Consider the following 892-nt stretch of genomic DNA (forward strand, 5'->3'; position numbering starts at 1 on the left):
CTATTCGTCGGCAGCGTCAGATGTGTATAAGAGTCAGATCTCCGCTGTGCGCATCCCTGAATCAGGGACGGGGAGAGTCTCCGGGGGGAGACGTCATTACCGGGGGATCATTCATGCACATTCAGGGCACTCATTGGTCCGCCGCGTCCGCCGCGCCCGCCGTCGCATCCGGTGGCGGGGCGATGGGCGCGGCGGGCGCCGGGCGTGAGGACGAAGTCCGGCCGGGCCGGACGGCGCCGCTGCGCGTGGACGCGCAGCGCAATCTGGAGCATGTGCTGCGGGCGGCGCGCGAGGTCTTCGGCGAGCTGGGGTACGGCGCGCCGATGGAGGACGTGGCACGGCGCGCGCGGGTCGGCGTCGGCACGGTGTACCGGCGCTTTCCGAGCAAGGACGTCCTGGTGCGGCGGATAGCCGAGGAGGAGACCTCCCGGCTGACCGACCAGGCACGGGCCGCGCTCGGCCAGGAGGACGAACCCTGGTCGGCGCTCTCCCGCTTCCTGCGCACGTCGGTGGCGTCCGGTGCCGGGCGGCTGCTGCCGCCGCAGGTGCTGCGGGTCGGCGTCGCCGAGGACCGCTCCGGCGGTGCGGGCCGGGCGGCCGACGCGCGGGTGCCGCAGCAGCGGGCCCAGCCGGGCGGCGGGGAGCTCGGGCTCGTGCCCGACGGCGCGGCGGGCGACGGCGTCGGGGCGGCGGAGCTGCTCGAGGTCGTGGGGCGGCTCGTGGAGCGGGCGCGCGCGGCGGGCGAACTGCGGCCGGACGTGTCGGTGTCGGACGTGCTGCTGGTCATCGCCACGGCGGCGCCCTCGCTGCCGGACGCGGCCCAGCAGGCCGCGGCGTCGGCACGGCTGCTGGACATCCTGCTGGAGGGTCTGCGCTCACGGCCGGCGTGAAC

The 892-nt window shown here is 75.4% G+C and carries 1 protein-coding gene; it reads left to right on the forward strand.

The window, feature by feature from the left end:
- Nucleotides 1–113 precede the first annotated feature (113 nt).
- Nucleotides 114–890, forward strand: a complete 777-nt coding sequence (locus tag C1I97_RS37970; RefSeq protein ID WP_111007376.1) for a TetR/AcrR family transcriptional regulator — start codon at nucleotides 114–116, stop codon at nucleotides 888–890.
- Nucleotides 891–892: the final 2 nt, after the last annotated feature.

It is taken from the genome of Streptomyces sp. NTH33, from assembly GCF_003236365.1.
In the GTDB taxonomy this organism is placed as follows: Bacteria; Actinomycetota; Actinomycetes; order Streptomycetales; family Streptomycetaceae; genus Streptomyces.